The organism is Catenulispora subtropica, assembly GCF_039531675.1.
GTDB classification, from domain to species: domain Bacteria; phylum Actinomycetota; class Actinomycetes; order Streptomycetales; family Catenulisporaceae; genus Catenulispora; species Catenulispora subtropica.
Genome location: NZ_BAAAQM010000005.1, coordinates 210,252 through 225,508, shown reverse-complemented (window position 1 = coordinate 225,508; position 15,257 = coordinate 210,252). Strand labels below are relative to the sequence as shown.

Below are 15,257 nucleotides of genomic sequence, written 5' to 3'. Positions count from 1 at the left end.
CTCGCGTGGCCAACGGGACGGCGGCGCAAGGCTGCCATCTGCGGATTCTTGCTCACGAAGTCCATGTGGGAAAAATAGTCCACTATCGTCTACTGTGCACGGATCTAGCGGCCGGTTGCGTCGCTGGTCATGCACAACAACATCAGCCCTGACCCGATGCTGCTCGCGTTCGGTCTCGGCGTACGGCGCCGCCGCGAGTCCAGAGGGTGGTCGCTAGACGTCTTGGCTGATCGATCGGGGTTGAGCCGGTCGATGCTCATCGGCGTAGAGCATGGACGCCGCAATCCTTCGCTGAAATCAGTTCAGGCGCTGGCGGTGGCGCTCGGGGTCAAGATGGCGGAGTTGGTAGGCGAAGCAGACGCGTCAGCCGCCGCGGCGGGCTGACGGCCCGCAGTCACCATGCAAGGGAGGGTCGCGGGCGTGTCTTGTCGTCAGCGGAGGTGCGCGGGTTAGCTGCGACTGACGCCGTAGCCCGCGGCATGGGCCGTGCGATCGCGTAGTGCAGCGGTCGGCACTCTGTCGAATGGCAGCTCGGTAACGGGGTCGAGGGTGCCGGCGAGAGCGGGCAGGGCGCTTGCCAAGCACTCCAGGGCGACGGTGAGCAGTTGGCGGTGCTCACGTCCGAATAGGTGGTCAAACGATGAGGCGCTCCAGGCGTCACCGTCGTAGAGGGCGTCGAAGACGACCAGGTCGACGGTCTGCGGTAGCTGTCGCGCTACCGGCGTCCGACGTCGTAGCCGCTCGGCGAGATCGACGAACCGGGGTAGCCACGCGGGGGCCTGCGCGATCGCTTGCCGGAGCGAGGGGACCTGACGTTCGATGACCGTCGCACCCTGAGCCCGGTAGGCGCGATGTATGTCGGCGAGTTCCTGGTTCAATAGCGTGTCCGCCATCTCGGCGACACGGAAGAGCTGCTGGTCGTGGGGATCGCCGGTGCCCAGGCCTTGTTCGATCTCTCGTCTGACTCCCTCGACCCCGATCACATCGATACGGCCGCCGGCTCGCAGGGCTGCGACGAGCAGGGCTTGTAGGCTGTGGCCAGCCAGGACGGAGGCGAGCGGCATCGGCACGACTGCGCCCGTCTTGGTGGCTTCGTCGAGGGTGAGCAACGCGCCCAGGACGCGATGGGGTTCGGCAAGCAGTGCATCTTGCTCCAAGAAAGCGACAAGCCCGCTTCTCAGGCCGATCGTCTTGAGCTGCTCCGCTGCCTTCGCGGCTTGGTCTGTAAAGGCTGTGGCGCCAATGGTTGCGAAACGGTCGGGCATGTGGTCTAGGACCTTTTCGCGGCGGGCGAGTTCATCACCGCCGATCAAGTCGACGCCGATACGCCGTGCGACGTCGCGGCCAGCGGGGCTGACCGATTCGCGCACCAATGATGCCCGGTCGGCACCGACCAGGGATTGCATCCCTTTGAGCCATAGCAGTCGGTCCTGTTCACCGGCTTGTCCACGGGTTGATTTGCACTCGGTAATACCCAGCTGCGGACGCAGCCGCGCGTCGAAATCGAGGGAGAGGACATCGACATCGGTGATGACGCGGCGCCGGTTGCTGATCTGGTGTGTGACCGGATGCCGTAGCCGGACCAGGGAGCCTTCAGCGAACTCGGCCCGGGCAAAGCGGCGTTCCAGGTCGGCGCCCTTCTCGTTGGCGGCCTTACCCGGCATAGCGACGAGCTCCGATCTCTTGACGCAGGGCCGCGATGATGTTCGCCGTAGCCCGCGGACTCGGCTCGGTCTCCACAGCGAGGGCCGCCGCCCGCTCGCGCTCGGGGTGGCGATAGGAACGCTGCCCCCGAAGCCCAGCGGTCAGGCTCGACGAGCCTGCGTTGTCCAGATAGGTCAAGGCCTCCTGTGCGACATCGGCCTGCAGCAGGACGAACTTGAAGAACCGGGGCGCCTTCTCCACCCGTACGATCCCCGCCGTCTCCAACATCGGGTAGTCGGTGCCGATGTTGGTCGCGTCCCCGGCTTCGCCGTCGTTGATCAACCGGTTGAGGAACTTAGTCGGCGCGAACAGCCTGTTCGTGGCGTAGGTCCGGGCGAAAACCATGGAGCCAATCAGCTGACGGACGTGTCCGCTGGGATCGACGCCGGTCGGCGCCTCAAACGCGGCCTTTCCCATGTGGGGCGCGAAAAGGAACGCTCGTTCAACACCGTCCGTGGTGGTGACAATCGATCGCTGCAGCAGGCCTTGCGCGACCGCGTAGTCGACCCACTTCTTCTCGCACGAGGTGACGCGCAGCTCCGGCAGCCCCGCGCTGGCGGACACCTCCTCCAGCAAACCCGTCAGCGCGGCTCGCACGTCTCCGTCCTCGGCCCGAAGCGCTGCGGCCGAGTAGTCGTGATCGGCGGCCCACACGTTCGGGTTGAAGAGCACAACATTGTCGTCGGCGCTGTGCCGCCTCATACACAGGTGCAGGCTCTGCAGGTCCTCTATCGCCTCGAGGGCGTCCTCCTCCGAACCAAGACCTGCGCACAACTCCAGTGCGGTGCGCTGAGTGATGGGCATCAACGTCGTCTCACGCAGCACCGCCAGCGCCATGCGTTCCAGCGGCTCGGGAGCGGCGATGTCGACCAGCCTTTCGGCGCTGGCGAACAATTCATCTACGGGCGGCACCTTCTCGGAGACCGCAATGATGGCCCGCTCTGCGTTGTGCTCCAGGTCGACCAGCCCGAGCATCTCCAACGTCGGGAGGATGTCGTTGCGCAGGGCCCGCTTGGTGATCCCGGTCCCGCGCGCCAGAGCCTCGACGCGTTCGGGCGCGCAGACGCCGGAACCGCGCAGCCTGACTGCAGTGTCCAGTACCTGGCCGGCGAACTCCAACTGGCCCAGGTCCGCCCTGGGCTGGCTCGTCCCGTAGGCACTCAAGTGCCGCGACAAACCCAGTAGCAGCTCGGCCGTGGACAGCATCAGCGCTCCTTCCCGGGACGTGTATGAGAGGATCAGCGTACTTCGATATCCGACCACGCCATCGGAAAATTCACACAACGACGGCCGCCGCAATGCGACGGCCGGAATCCGTGCGCCGCATACCGCGTCACTGCCCTGGCAAAGGTTGAAATGAAAACGGAAATGCCTCATTTAGGGGCATCTGGCGTGGCTATCATCGCTCAGCGGACGCGGACCTTGCGTAGTTGAGGCGTCGATGTCGCGGGTGGCACCAACCTCAAGGAGGGCCGCCCATCCGGGCGGGGGCCGCCCGAGTTGTCGCCAGTGCGTCCGGTGATGACCAGGCCGAATACCCAGCTGCCGAGTTCTTCGGTGGTGACGTGGAGTTCCCGGGCGATGTCGGCGAGGCCGACTCCTTTGGCTCGCTGGCCGCGAATGACCTTGTCGAGTAGCTGAGAAGTCTCCCGAGACGCCATGCCTCGGGGCTCGCCCCTGCGGTAGCCGCGTTCCCCCAACACGATGCAGGTGCGGCGGTAGTGCCAGTCCGTCATCATGCCCAGGTCGTGCAGGCGGTAAGTCAGCGCCATTGCGGCAACGTTCCAGTTCCCCTTGCCGGCGATGATCTGCTCGACCAGGGGGTTCTCGGGCATATGCGCGATTACCGCCGACTGCGGCATGAGGAACGCGCTGGCGAACGCGTTCGCCTCTTTCTCGGCTTCAGGCCCCATAAACGACCGCTCATCGCCGTGCAGTACCAAATGTCCGAGTTCGTGGGCGGCGTCGAATCGGCCGCGCTCGGGGGTGGTCATGGTATTCAGGAAGACGAACGGCGTCCCGTCCCGCCAGTGCGCGAACGCGTTGATATCGGCGAACTCGGGCGGCAGGGAGAAGACCCGGACCCCGTGGGCCTCCAGCAGGTGGACCATATTAGAGATTGGGGCGTTACCGAGTCCCCACCGGGCCCGGACCATCTCGGCCGCAGTCTCCGGGTCGGGCTTTCCCAAAGTCGGCAGGTCGTTGGGCGGCAGCCGGTAGCGCTCATCGATCCAGCGATGCAGCTCCACCGCAAATCGGCTGGCGGTCAGCGCAGCGTCCCGTGCCCCGGCCGCCAGCTTGCTCCGGGCTCGGAATGAAACCGCGTCCTGGCCGATGGGGTCCAGGTCCGGCTGATGAAAGAAGGACAACGGAAAGTTCAGAGCCGCCGCTAGACGCCTCAGCGTCTCCTCTGACGGCTCCTGTTTGCCGTTCTCGTATTTACTGAGGTTCGGTACGGCGATCTTCGTCTTCTCCGACAGCTCCGCGAGGGTCAGAAAGCGACGTTTGCGAGCCATGGCGATCCGCGAGGGCGTGATCATGGCTCCTCGTCCTCCTCTCAGTGGCTTGGCAGGACGTTGTTATCGCTCTTCCAACCGAACGTCGTAGCCCGGGGGCTGCTCGCCAGGGTAGTCCACGACGATCTCCCACTCCATCGTCGGGAGCAGGATCCGGCGAAGCCAGGTGTCGATCTTTTCCTGAGGGCCGATGTTCACGGGGAGCGACAGTTCGCTGCGCACTCCAATCACACCGTTCTTCTTGCCCGTGTAGCGGTGGGTCAGCAAGTACCACGTCTGCAGCCCAGCGAGCTCGTCGTCCTCCAGGTGCGCCTGGTCGGAATCCGGCATGACGACCGACAGGGGGAAGAGCGGCGACATGTTGTTCCGGTCGATCAACTCCGCCTTCGCTGCGCCCTGCGGCCGGACGGGGCGCGGATCCGGCCGGCCGGGTAGGCCGGTGCGGTGATCGCCAAGAAGGACGCCGATCGCGATGGTCCTATCGGGGTTGACCACCAGTGGTGAGCCCCGGTGGTCCAAGCGCTTCCAGCCACGCTTGAACAAGACCTCGCGCAGCGTGAAGACCCGCTCCTGGTAGTCCAGCTGGCCGGCGGTTGTGATCGGGTGGTTCGGGGTCGCGCGTGCCCGCGCGTCCTCGCCAGCCGAGATGGCCTTAAGGAGGTCCTCCTTGCCCAGTCCAAGCGCGAAGAGCTGCTCGTCGGGGTTGCCTTCGGGCCAAGCCAAGGACACGTTGACCATGCTCACTCCACTGACACTGCAACTTTTGGTCCCTCGAATGAGGGACCAAAAGTTAGCGTAGCGGGTGGAGGCGATTCGCCGCCAGTAAGTACCGTTAAACAGGCTTCGAATGGGTCGGCATGCAGCGCCCGAGGCAAACACTGGTGCGCGATGGTAAGGCGGCTGAGTCGGTGATGAAGTGCAGCCAGACCTAGCGATCAGGAGCCGCCGGCGGCCGAGGCCGCGCTGCCGGTTGTGCCTAGTACGGCAGCCGGACGTTGAGATCTTGTCCGTAGCTCAGGCCCATGCAATGAGGAGCCGTTCAAGCTCGGCGGCGGCTTGGTCGGCGTCGACGGCTTCCAGGACCAGGGTCGGCGAGTTGGTATAGGGATCTCCGGACCACACGTTGTAGTGGCCTTCGAGGTCGAGGGAGACGAAGGCCGGCGCGTCTGTGACTCCAGCTTCCCAGCAGCGCGGCCCGGTACTCAGACACAGCCGGGCGTGGCTGGTGAACGGGTGCAGCCGTCGCAGCGTGGTGGCGTGGACCGCAGTGACCAGGGCGGTCAGGATCGGTGGCGGCCAGGTGCGGTCGTTGTCGCAGCTGTCGTCGAAGTCTTGCGCGGCTTGCAACTGCCATTCCCAGGACTGCCGTAGTTCGTCGTCCACGGGGCTATCGTCCCTTCGCTGATGTGTTCTGGGAAGGGCGCCGGTGTTGTAGCGGTGCCGGATGTTGCATCCGGGTCTGCTGCCGCTGGTAGTGGCAGTGGCGGGCCCGCAGTTGGTGTCGACGTCGCCACGCCGACCAGGCCCAGCGGTGCTGCTCGGGGTGGTGGTGAGTGAACAGCAGCGCCGCAAGCAGGTGCGCGGTCTCGTTGCGTGTGAGCGCGATCATCCCGGTGTCTTCCTCCGGGGCGGGCTGCTCGGCGGCAAGTACTGTCAGGAAGGCGTGGGCGAGCATGGCCAGCACGGTCCAGCGGGCCCAGGAGGTGTAGCGGCGGACCTGATGCTCGTCCAGCGCGGTGAGTACCTTTCCGGTTTGGAAGGCTTCTTCCACTCGCCACCTCGTCCCGGCCACCCGTACCAGTTCGGCCAGCGTGGCCCGAGCCGGAGTCCAGCAGCGGTAGAACGCCAGCTCGCCGGTAGTCCGGTTACGCCGGATGAGCAGATAGCGCCCCCCGCCGGCCGGCGGCCTCTCCTCCAGACTCAGATATGCCCACTGATACCAGCGTTGTCCTTTCGAGCCCTGCCCGGCCGAGCGCAGCTGCCAGGATTCCTCGGGCAGACCGGCGGCCAGCACGGCGGCGCCGACCGGGCCGGTGGCCAAAGCGACGGTCGCGGTGCTGGCCACGGCCAGCACGTAGCCGATGCCGAGCTGCTCCAGCCCCGCCCGAAGACGAGGGTCATTGCCGTAGACCTCATCACCAGTGACGAAGCCCGGCACCGCGTCGGCGGCCACGGTGCGTTGCACGATCCGCAGCGCCAGCGCCGGTTTGGTAGCAAACACCAGGTCCTCCGGCAGCCCGGCAGCCGCACACCGGGCCGGATCGGCCGTCCACGATCTCGGGACGTACAACTCCCGGTCGATGAACGCCGCACTGCGCCGACCGGCCCAGACCGCGTAGACGGCGACCTGTGCGTTCTCGATCCGGCCGGCAGTTCCGGTGTATTGCCGTTGGACACCGACGGTATGCACGCCCTTCTTCACATCGCCGGTCTCATCCAGCACCAGCACCGCCCTATCGCGCCCCAGATGGTCGACCACGAACGTGCGCAGGTCGTCGCGGAGGCCGTCGTGGTCCCACACTGACTGCGCCAGCAGGTACTGGAACGCATCCGGGCTGCGATACCCGGCATGCTCGGCCAGGGTCCAACAGTTGGCCCGCGACGGCCCGGCCATCAAGGCACGAAGGAACGCCGTGGCATGCCGTCGCGGCTCCACACGCGGGAACCTCCCGGCAATGGCCGCAGTGACCTCGGAGAATCGGTCCCGGCAAGCGTCCAGGTCTATGCTTGCGGCCGCGGCCGTCGTGGGCGAATCAGTCTTCACACACTTGATCATCCACGGCGGCTGACCGCATCCCGACAGCCACTCCCGCCTCACGGGTCACAACGTCCGGCTGCCGTACTAGTGCGGATGCGACGGGACGCACACGGACCGAATAGATCAACGCTGCGCCCACGGATCTGCATGAGCGTCGAGCACATCGAGTTGTTGCTCCGCAGGATCGTGGACGATGACAAGGGAGTGGGTGAACCACCTTGGCGGCCCTGCCGGAGACATCCTCTCCGGCAGGGCCGCCCCCGTTCCCCCAATTTCTCGGACGTGGCAGGTGGTCCGTGACCCACGCCGGGCTTTCCCAATCGCGCGGCGGAGTGCAATTCCGGCTGTTGTGACCCCTCCGAGTCTCTGGTTCTACTAGCCTCGGAGGCGGTGAATGTCAGTCCTCGACCACCCGGTGTTGGGCCCCTTCAGGCGGCCCGTGGCACTCCCGGTCCTGCCATTAGGAGGCAGGTCACCGACACCGGGAAAGGAGGGAAACGTGGCAAACACCCGAAACAAGCGGCAGCAGGTTCAAGGGAACACCCCGTGGATCGGGCTGGCAACGCTGATCGTGAAGTTTCTCATCGAGATCTTCACGAACTAGCGGAGCCGCCCGGAAGAGTGCCCCGGACGACTAGCGGCCTGCCCTCTTCAAGGTTTGATCGGCTTCGCCTTTCGCAACAGCTCGAGCCGCCAGCCATAGGCCTCTCATCCGCAGGACCTCGTCCGTCTGCGTCAGCAAGAAGGCGGGGTCATCAAAGCGAGGATCGTCTTCCCACGTGAGCCTGTCGACGTCGTCTTCCTCGAAACCTATGCCTTTCAGGAAACTCGCAAGGGTGTTCCAGCTGGGAAGGCGTGGTCCGCGTAGCGCTGCGGCAAGTGTTACCGGGTGCGCCTCTCCATAGTCGGCGATCTCCTTGATGCTCGCCCAGTCTCTTCGCTGCTTGCGAAGCTCGTGCATGTAGTTCCGGAGTTCGCGTGCAGCGTGGCTGGAAGGCTGCGGCGGCATCGGTCGGCCGCCGCGACCTCGCTGGGATGCAGCAAGCTGTCGCTGAAGCTCATCACGGCGCTTGAGCCAATGCAGGCGAGACTCAGCTCCTTGGCCCCACTCCTTCAGCAGCGCGAGCAGTGTGGGCGCCTGCGGCAAGGTCTTGCCGCTCAGTGCAGCGTAAATCGCTGAGCGGCTGGGGTGGTGGCGTTGGGGCTCTGTGCCTTCAGCTCGCCATCCGCTTTGGAAAAGTCCGTATCCGCCGGTTTGTTGCGCGGCGTGAGCCATCCGCAGTTCACGTAGGTCAGCGGCGAACGCCTCCAAGGAATCGGCAGATGATGTGCCCGATGTACTCGTCGCCATCTCGCCGCCTCAGTGTGTCTCGCTGAGCCTGAAGGAGTCTCTTAGAGTCCTGATGAGACCATAGCAGTCCTGTGTAGTCCAGGTTGATATGTCATTGACCAGCACATCGATCCATTGACTCCAGTTTCAGGAAATGCCTGGGCCGATCTGCCTCGTGCTCCTGCGCGTCCGCGCTAGGCTGGCCTCACGTTTCCGCCCGGTGGAGCAATGCTCTGAGATCCAGAGGCGCCTGGGCCCCCTGGATGTGCTAGAGGGCCGCTCCAACGACCTGGGAGGAGGCGCCCGTGGACCAGCCGGACTCGGGACACGGAAGCAAGGCTGAAGGCCTTAAAGAGCGTCGGAGGTTCGATCCACGCCGCTGGCGTAGATCGCGGTGGTTCATGGTGCTGGCGGGTTTGCCCGCAGCTATCCAGACAGCCGCCGCGCTCGTCCAGCTGTGGAACGGCCACTGACGCCCGACCCGGAATTGCCGTCCGGGCCGGGCTTTCAGAGGTAGGACCAGCAGGGCAGCCTGAAGACGTCTGCAGTGTCACAAGGCTGCTCTGCTGCCTAGCGCTAGACATTCCAACGGTCAGCAAGCCATCAATCTGCGCTGTCGTCGCCCTTGAGACTACTCGGCGCAACCTACTTTTGCCGAAGCTTACCTATGGAGAGGAACTCTGAGCTGGACGTTCCGTCCATCATCAACGGTGTTCGGGATCGAACAGCTCCGCGCCGTCGCTGCCGTCGAGCAGGAGCGTGAAGCAGGCGAGGCCGTCCCGCAGTTCGGCCAGGTCGTAGCCGTCCGTGCCAACGAACCGCCGCAGCGAAGCGGCCAGGAGCTCGGAGTCCTGGCCGCCGAGCCAGTCGCGCAGGAATTCCAGCATCTCGGCGAACTCGATGGCGTCTTCGGCAGCGATGTCCACGCTGGCCATGATGCCGCAGGCGACGGGTGCGCGTACTCGCCGACAGCCCAGTCGCGCCCGCGGCAACGCGCACAATGCCGCGTCGGCCGTTGCCGCTGCTTCTACTTCTATCTGTTCCCGCTCTTCCCACCGCGCAACGACCGGACCTTGCCGAGCTGATCCGAGGCGGCCCGCAGCCGCTCGATCTCGGTGTGCTGGGCCGCCAGCCGCGAGATCGCGGTCTGCTTGAACGCGGTCAGCTCGGCGATGCGGGCGTCCCGCTCCGCGATCCGCTCCCGCAGCCCGGCGTTCTCCGCCTTCAGCCGCTCAATCTGCCCGGCGCGGGCGTCCACCACCTCTCCTGCGGCCTGCAAGGCTTTCAGCCGCCGCTCGAACTCCTCGGCAAGGTGCTGGTAGGGGCCGGGCCGCTCAGTGCCGTCCCGGTTCTTCTTGGAGTAGAAGCCGGTGCGGGTGACCCCGGCCAGCTCGGCGAGAGTCTTCAGATCGGCCTTGCCGCCGGGTGGGATCTGCCCGGCCAGCAGCGCCTCCATCGCGGCGCGGACTGCCTGCTCGTTGCGGACGCGGGCCTCGCCGCTGATCCGGGGCATCGACAACTTCCCTTTCTCACGGGCCTGGGTGGGCCGAGTCGATGTCGGCGACCACGGCCAGCGCCCGATCGCGTTCCGGCACCAGTCTGAGCCTTTCGGCCTTACCGATGCGCGGATTGTCGATCAGAGACTGAGTGTTGCCGGCCGCCGAGAGCCAGACCGGCTTGTGGCAGGGGTGGTGGGTAGCCTGCGGGCAGCGGGCCGAGTCACACATCCCGGCCAGCGGACGACTCTCGCCGGTGCGGCCGGCCAGCTTCAGACACAGCGCCTTGCCCGGGTCCCGGAACCAGCAGTAGTTCGCGGCCTGGACATGAAGGTGCTTGGACTGCTGGCGCAGCAGGTTCTCCAGCCGCCGCTCCGACTCCAGCACCGAGGGCTCCCCGGCGGCGAAGTCCTTCAGTTGCTCGTCGATGTGCTCGAAGGCGGCGATCAGGTCGCGGGCCCCAGGCCCGGCGGGCAGCTGCCCGGCCTGGAAGTCCCGGAACGCCTGCGCGGTGAGTTCCAGGTGGTGCTTCTGCTCGGCCTTGCGGACCTCGGCCAGCAGCGCCGCCTGCGACCCGCCGGGCCGGTTGCTGTAGCCCTCGGTCGTGGCCACGCGGAGATGCTTCAGGTGGATCTTGGCGGCCAGCAGGCCGCCGGGGCGCTGGGACATCTCCATCGCTAGCGTCTGCCGCAGCATTTGCGTGGTAATTGGCCCGTCCGGGATCGGTGCAAGACCCAGGCGTGCCCCGGCCTCGGAGTTAACGAACCGGCGAACAGCCTCGATCGCCCCGCTCATGTCTCCCGGCGAGAAGGCGTGGGCGCCGTAGTCGTCCCTGGCCAGTCGCGAGGCCATCTTCACCGCCTTCCAGGCCGGCTCCAGCACCACCCACTCCTCCCGGATGCCACCGAACGCCTTGTGCTTGATGAGTTTGCTGGCCAGACGGTAGCGCTGGGTGCCGCCGGGAACGTCGACCGGCGGCAGGGGTGAGGTGTCGGTCAGCTCGTCCATCTCCGAAGACCGCATGCCGCTGATCGCCGAGACCACGATCCGGCAGGCCGCGTTAACCATGTAGGCCAGCTGCCGAACGTCGGCCGAGGACAGCGGCTGCGCCGTCCACGGCACCAGGTCGCCGGTGTCATAGGTGGGGATCAGCGCGGGATCACGGCCGTAGGGCTCGGCCAGGCCGACCGCCTCGACCGCTGCCTGAAGCGCCGGACGGACCTTGGCCATGTCCTTAGGCTGAAGGAACGAGAAGTTGGTCACCCCGCGCATCAGGCGGCCGTAGTTGACTTTCAGCAACGGGTCGTCCGGGCTCCAGCCCTGAGTGAGCCGGTTCTTAACCTGCTGCGCCGAGGACCGCGCCAACGGGATGCCCTCGGCGGCGTAGCGGTCAATCTCGGCACGGATCAGACCCAGCTTCTGTGCCGACACAGTGCTCGGACCCGTGCCGGGGTGGGCAAGCCAGTACTTGACCTGCGAGAACTCCTGCGCGACCGGTTCTCCAAGGGTGTCCATCAGGTAGAGCGCGGCGGCCATGAGGGGCTGGAACAGCTCGTCGGGAACGGCCGGCGTCGTGTTGGACGCTGGCGGCTTCCACCCCACGACCTGGCTGACCGTCTTGCCCTTCCACGGCTCGAACCCCGCCGCGTAGCCGCCAGCGGTGAACAGCTCGGTGTAGAACGACAGGTACTTCACCGGCTTGAGCGTCACGATCAGGCCGCCCGGCGTGACGGGAGCCGTGCGAGGCCGTCTTGCCGTCTTCAAACCGACTTCTGTGCGGAACTGCCGGTAGGCGTCGCAGTGTTCCTGCATCACTTCGGCAAGCGACTCCACGCCCGCCGAGCCCAGGAACGACAGCCAGTGCCCCAGCTCCCGCAGCACGATCCGCAGTGTGGTGGGGTTCATCGGCGTGCGCAATGCGTGCGGGAGCGCCACCACGGCCTCGTGCTCGGGGGCGAGCAGCGCCATCAGGAACTCCTTGGCGGTCAGCCGCCAGCGAGGATTCGGGATGTGCCCGAAATCCCAGCGCTTCTCGCTGGGCCGCATCATCCGGGGAGCATCCGCCAGGTCCACGAAGTCCCACAGGTCGTCGTCGAACCGGGAGCGGTGGCCGCCCGGGGCCACCGCCAGGCCAGCCAGGGCGCACACGTCGGCGCCGGAGAACGGCGAGCGAGCCGCCAGGTGGCTGGGGATCTGCTGGTAGCCGGCGAGCTCCGAAGCCGGGACGTAGATCAGTGGTGCGGTCACGATGTACCTTCCTCGGGGCGAAGTGGCAGCCCAGTGTCGTCGTCGGCGACCGCGCTGGCGGCCGCGGTCAGGACCGCCGGGTCGAAGCGCGGCAGGATGTCGTTGTCCAGGCGGTCGGCGTAGGGGCCGAACACCGCCAGGAACTGCTCGACGGTCATCTGCCGGGACTGGCGGGCGAAGAACGCCTTCAGGCGCAGCAGGTTGGCCGCGTGGCGGGGCAGGAACAGCGCCAGCGGACACAGCAGGCAGACCCAGGGCCGGGCCGGGCACGGCTTGCCCGCCGGGCCGTGCAGCCCGGACAGCAGGTCCGAGCAGGAGGCGGTGAACACGTCCGAGTCCCCGGACAACAGCTCGGTGATCGTGTCGTCGGACAGCCCCAGCGCGGCCACCGTCTGCGGGTGCTTCTCGGCCAGCTCGGCGAGCTGTTCGTCGTTCAGCACCACCGCCGGCCGGGCCCGGCGCAGGATGTCGGCCTGCCCGTCCTCGATGATCGCCTCGACCGCGTCGCGCTGCGCCGGGGTGGTGGCCGTCAGGTAGTGGTCGCCCTCCACCTGCGCGCTGTGGTTCGGGTCAATGGTGATGCGGCCGGTCCAGCCTTTGCGTGACAGCAGGTTGTGATAGGTGGTGCGGATGCGGGCCGCGTTCACCTCCAGCGGCTGCCCGTCGTCACCGAGCACGCCCAGCGCGGCCGCCGCCTTGCGGGCGGGCTTGTTCGACTCGGGCCGGTCGGCCGGGGACACCACGACGTACCGGTTCTCGCCCGCGTCCCCGGGCTGCCGGCGGACCGTGAAAATCCAGACCGCGCCGGCCGCCTGCGGCTCGGCGAAGCGTCGCATCGGCGCCGACAGCTCCAGCCAGCGCTCCAGCAGCCGCACCGCCTTGCCGGATATCGCCACCGACTCCGGTCCGGTCCGGTTCTTCATGTAGCTCACCAGCGTGGTGCGCGCCCCGGTCTTGGTGATGTCCTCCAGGCGCATGTCCCGGATCCCGTCCGGCACGATCCCGCTGTAGATCCCGAACAGCATCCGGAACGCCCAGACCGTGCCCATCTGCGGGAACAGCGCATCGCGCAGCGCCGTAGCGTTGGTGTTCCCGTAGCCGACGCCCTCGCGCTGACCGGGGATGTACTTCGGCAGGTCGCTGTAGGACATCGGGCCGTGCTGCGACATCAGCCACGCCACGTGCTGGTCGCTCCGGGACATCAGGTAGGCGGGGGCGTCCGGGATCGGGCCCAGGGCCGCCAGCGCGGCGACCTCGCCGTGGCGGCGGCGGGCGTCCTCGACCGCCTTCACCAGCGCGGCCTCCAGCCGGGCGAACTCAGTCTCCGAATACGGCTGGTAAGGCCGGGCCGGCTCCTTGAGCTTGAAGGCGCGGCCGACGACGTAGGTCCGCAGGTCCTCCCGCAGGCCGGGAACCTCCTGTAGGAGCAGCCGGGTATAGAACACGTGGTGCGCAGAGGTGCTCATCCAGTAGGACAACATCAGGCCCTTGGGAAGGTCGGCCGCTCCGCCGGTGAAGCCCTGCCCGTTCAGCCAGGCGATCATCACGCGTATGCAGCTGGCGTAGACCACCGTCGTGCGCTTCGCCCCCACACTCCCCAGCGGGTGCGTGCGCTGCACCAAGGCTTCGGCCAGATCGGCGGCCAGTAGGTCGTTGCCGGTCCCGGACAGGTCAGCCGTCCAGCTTGTGCCATTCGGATAGACCGACACCACCCGCAGCGGGTCAAACTCGACGCGGGCCGGCATCAGTCCTCGCCCCCGCCCGCGAACTCCGCCGCCGCCTCGGCCTCGGCGTCGCCGAGCCCCGACAACGCCCCGGCTTCCGCATAGGCTTCGGCGTAGATCCGCCGCACATCCAGGCGCATGATGTAGATCTCGGTGGTGGTCACACTGCTGTGACCAAGCAGGTCACGCAGCACCAGCAGCGGATCGGACTTCGTCAGATACAACGCCAGCGCGGCATCGGCGTCCGTGTCCGCGACCAGCTTCGCAGCCTGCTGATAGTAGCCCTTGACCAGTCCGTCCAGCCTCGCCATCGCGAAGGTGTGCCGCAAGGTGTGCGGCGAGACGTCCGGGAAGGCCGGCTCGTAGTGCTGGCGGATGCGGCGCGAGGTGCGCCGGAACACCGTCCCCCAATCCGTGAACGGGCTCCCGTCGCTTTGCAGGGCCACGATCGGGCTGGATCCGTTCGGGTCGACCAGCCGCATCCGCTCGGCCGGGTTCAGCGACCGCCAGGACACGCGGGCGCCGTTGACCCGGCCGCCCTCCCAGTCCACCTCGCTGACCAGCAGCGGCTCGCCCAGAGCAGGGTCCGGCCGGTATGGACGGCGTTCGGCGATCGAGGCCCGGTCCAGCCGGACGTACTGCCACATCGCCGCCAGCGGCCCGTAATCCACCCAGGTCGCCCTCGGCTTCTTGCCCTTGGTGATCTGCGCCGCCAGCGGAAAGGTGACCGGGATCGGCGACCGGCGCTTCGGCAGCGGCGGCAACTCGTAGGTCAGCAGGTAGGTGAACTCCTGCGCCCGAAGACCGCTTGAGGCCACGAACTCGCCCATCGCGGCATTGCGGCCCACGTGCCAGCCCCGGAACTCATCCGGCTCGCCGTCGGGATCCAAGCCAGCCAGTCCGCGTACAAACAGCCGCAGGTAGTCATCCTCCAGATACTTCACCGTCACGTGCGCCTTGGCCCGGCGAACCGTCGCGGCGTTGCGGACCGTCGGCATCATCCCTGCCTCCGAGTACCGACGTCCCATTACGTAGGTGAACGGCACCGCCTGGCAGAGCCCTTCATCGACCGCCCAGTTGTAGAACCTGGCCACCAGCTTGATGTTGTGGTTCCATGTCGAGCCGTCCCACCGGGCGGCCAGCGGCCCGGCCAGCCGGTACTCGGCGAACGCCGCCAGCACCGCCCGCAACTCGGCCCGCTCGCCGAACACCGGCACCTGTCGCTCGTCCAGGAACTCGAACCAGTGCCGCACGGCCTGCGCGTACGACTTCCACGATTTCGGCGACGGCACGCCGGAGATCGGCAGCTCCTGTAGCCACCGATTCGCCGCCACTGTCGGACGCGCCACGCCCTCGTCCTCGAACAACAGGTCGTCGTCGATCAACACCGGCATGCCCTCGGTGATCAGAGGCCGCCGCTCTACGTCCCAGGACTTCCACTCGGAGGAGTCGAAGTAAGTCAGTCGCACGGCATGGGATGCT

At 66.9% G+C, this 15,257-nt stretch carries 13 protein-coding genes; 1 reads left to right on the top strand and 12 read right to left on the bottom strand.

Annotation, left to right across the window (positions count from 1 at the left end; translation table 11 throughout):
• The first annotated feature begins 129 nt into the window (after nt 1-129).
• Nucleotides 130-384, top strand: coding sequence for a helix-turn-helix domain-containing protein (locus tag ABD466_RS07230; protein ID WP_344656153.1), 255 nt, complete (start codon nt 130-132; stop codon nt 382-384).
• 65 nt (nt 385-449) lie between these two features.
• Here the strand turns inward: ABD466_RS07230 and ABD466_RS07225 are convergent, their stop codons facing one another.
• The 12 genes from ABD466_RS07225 to ABD466_RS07170 all read right to left on the bottom strand — a co-directional run bounded on the left by ABD466_RS07225 (nt 450) and on the right by ABD466_RS07170 (nt 15,244).
• Nucleotides 450-1,664 carry a hypothetical protein gene (locus ABD466_RS07225; RefSeq protein WP_344656152.1) on the bottom strand — a complete coding sequence of 405 codons (1,215 nt, stop codon included), beginning with the start codon at nt 1,662-1,664 and terminating at the stop codon, nt 450-452.
• The gene (locus ABD466_RS07220; RefSeq protein WP_344656151.1) at nt 1,654-2,910 is read right to left on the bottom strand and encodes a hypothetical protein; all 1,257 of its coding nucleotides are present in this window, start codon (nt 2,908-2,910) and stop codon (nt 1,654-1,656) included. Before ABD466_RS07220 ends, ABD466_RS07225 begins: the two co-directional genes overlap by 11 nt.
• Nucleotides 2,911-3,110: 200 nt before the next feature.
• A complete protein-coding gene (locus ABD466_RS07215; RefSeq protein WP_344656150.1) occupies nt 3,111-4,244 on the bottom strand; it encodes an XRE family transcriptional regulator in 1,134 nt (377 codons plus the stop codon).
• A gap of 39 nt (nt 4,245-4,283) precedes the next feature.
• A complete protein-coding gene (locus tag ABD466_RS07210; protein ID WP_344656149.1) occupies nt 4,284-4,958 on the bottom strand; it encodes a hypothetical protein in 675 nt (224 codons plus the stop codon).
• A 276-nt stretch (nt 4,959-5,234) separates the two neighbouring features.
• Nucleotides 5,235-5,603, bottom strand: coding sequence for a DUF6193 family natural product biosynthesis protein (locus ABD466_RS07205; RefSeq protein ID WP_344656148.1), 369 nt, complete (start codon nt 5,601-5,603; stop codon nt 5,235-5,237).
• A gap of 4 nt (nt 5,604-5,607) precedes the next feature.
• Complete coding sequence (locus tag ABD466_RS07200; RefSeq protein ID WP_425558569.1) at nt 5,608-6,996, bottom strand: IS701 family transposase; 1,389 nt, start codon at nt 6,994-6,996, stop codon at nt 5,608-5,610.
• A 616-nt stretch (nt 6,997-7,612) separates the two neighbouring features.
• Nucleotides 7,613-8,329 carry a hypothetical protein gene (locus ABD466_RS07195; protein WP_344656147.1) on the bottom strand — a complete coding sequence of 239 codons (717 nt, stop codon included), beginning with the start codon at nt 8,327-8,329 and terminating at the stop codon, nt 7,613-7,615.
• A 683-nt stretch (nt 8,330-9,012) separates the two neighbouring features.
• Nucleotides 9,013-9,234, bottom strand: coding sequence for a hypothetical protein (locus tag ABD466_RS07190; RefSeq protein ID WP_425558568.1), 222 nt, complete (start codon nt 9,232-9,234; stop codon nt 9,013-9,015).
• A gap of 107 nt (nt 9,235-9,341) precedes the next feature.
• A complete protein-coding gene (locus ABD466_RS07185) occupies nt 9,342-9,821 on the bottom strand; it encodes a hypothetical protein (protein ID WP_344656145.1) in 480 nt (159 codons plus the stop codon).
• Nucleotides 9,822-9,837: 16 nt separating this feature from the next.
• Nucleotides 9,838-12,051: a hypothetical protein gene (locus ABD466_RS07180; RefSeq protein ID WP_344656144.1), complete on the bottom strand. Its 2,214-nt coding sequence runs from the start codon at nt 12,049-12,051 to the stop codon at nt 9,838-9,840.
• On the bottom strand, nt 12,048-13,796 hold the full coding sequence (locus ABD466_RS07175) for a hypothetical protein (RefSeq protein WP_344656143.1): 1,749 nt from the start codon (nt 13,794-13,796) through the stop codon (nt 12,048-12,050). Before ABD466_RS07175 ends, ABD466_RS07180 begins: the two co-directional genes overlap by 4 nt.
• Nucleotides 13,796-15,244 carry a tyrosine-type recombinase/integrase gene (locus ABD466_RS07170; RefSeq protein WP_344656142.1) on the bottom strand — a complete coding sequence of 483 codons (1,449 nt, stop codon included), beginning with the start codon at nt 15,242-15,244 and terminating at the stop codon, nt 13,796-13,798. The genes ABD466_RS07175 and ABD466_RS07170 overlap by 1 nt, the downstream gene beginning before the upstream one ends.
• Between the last annotated feature and the right edge of the window lie 13 nt (nt 15,245-15,257).